The organism is Enterobacter cloacae complex sp. 6730903, from assembly GCF_048283985.1.
GTDB lineage: Bacteria > Pseudomonadota > Gammaproteobacteria > Enterobacterales > Enterobacteriaceae > Enterobacter > Enterobacter hormaechei_C.
Map to the genome: position 1 here is coordinate 1 of NZ_JBLVXX010000124.1, position 1,293 is coordinate 1,293.

At 54.1% G+C, this 1,293-nt stretch carries 1 protein-coding gene; it reads left to right on the top strand.

Annotation, left to right across the window (positions count from 1 at the left end):
- Window positions 1-82: 82 nt before the first annotated feature.
- Entirely contained in the window at window positions 83-1,240 is a 1,158-nt protein-coding gene (locus ACNQ0W_RS25110) for a DDE-type integrase/transposase/recombinase (RefSeq protein WP_063254518.1), read from the top strand.
- The last annotated feature ends 53 nt before the right edge of the window (window positions 1,241-1,293 follow it).

Consider the following 1,293-nt stretch of genomic DNA (forward strand, 5'->3'; position numbering starts at 1 on the left):
GGTATGAACCGGAAACATGGGTAACACTTTAGACCGGATACATGGGTAACAGTTATAACTGGCATAGAAGAGGAGACTCGCTATGCCCTGGACTGAGACCCGACCTATGCAACGCCTTGATTTTATCCGTGCCTGCCATGCAGGTACGGATTCTTTTTCAGCCCTCTGCCGTATCTTCGGCATCAGCCGAAAAACCGGTTATAAATGGCTTCAGCGTTTTGACCCCTCTGACCTGTCATCTCTCTCTGACCGGTCGCGTGCTCCGCACTCCCACTCCCGGACAGTTCCTGATGATATCGCCGGGCAGCTTACGGCCCTGAGGCAGAAACACCCTGACTGGGGCCCCAAAAAACTGCGGATGTGGCTGCTCAATCATCACGTCGATTTTACCGTCCCCGCTGCCAGCACTATCGGCGATATCCTCAAGCGTGAAGGCCTGGTTCCGGATAAAAAGCGAAAACGCAGAACCCCGGGCAATCGCCAGCCCCTGGCCATCATCAGTGAGAACAATCAGGTCTGGAGCGCTGATTTTAAAGGCAAGTTCAGGCTGCTGAGCCGGGAATACTGTCATCCCTTCACCCTGACCGACAATCACAGCCGGTATCTTCTGAGCTGCCGGGGAACGGACCGGGAGAGCGAGCCCTTCGTCAGGCAGTGCCTGACGGATGCGTTCCTGGAGTACGGTCTGCCGGAAGTTCTGAGAACGGATAATGGTCAGCCTTTCGCAGGAACAGGTATCGCCGGGTTAAGTCGCCTTGCAGTCTGGCTGATAAAGCTGGGCATCAGACCGGAACGTATCAGAAAGGGGCATCCGGAAGAAAACGGCCGTCATGAGCGAATGCATCGTTCGCTGAAAAGTGCAGTAAAACAGGGCAACACCTTTATGACGATGGAAGAACAACAGCGGTGGTTCAGTGACTACCGGGAAGAATTTAACTACGAAAGGCCGCATGAAGCCCTGGCGGGTGCAACGCCCGGAACGGTATGGCAGCCCTCAGGCCGGCACTGGGATGGCAGGGTTCCTGAATATGCTTATCCGGAAGGAGGTACGGTCTACAGGGTGAAATCAAGGGGGACACTCTATATGGGGAAAAAGGGGACGGTGTTCCTGAGTGAAGCGCTGACTGATGAGTACATCATGCTGGAAGAACAGGATGATGGCCTGGAGGCCATCATCTTTAACGGAATAACGCTTGCGTACTACGACCGAAAAACCCAGAGTGTGCTCCGGATAGACTGAAAAGTGTTACCTATGTTCCCGGTCTGATCTGTCACCTATGTATCCGGTCATAC

What these genes read in the sequence shown, in the direction of transcription:
- ACNQ0W_RS25110 (WP_063254518.1), top strand. Translation starts at nt 83, where the DNA reads ATGCCCTGGACTGAGACCCGACCTATGCAACGCCTTGATTTTATCCGT.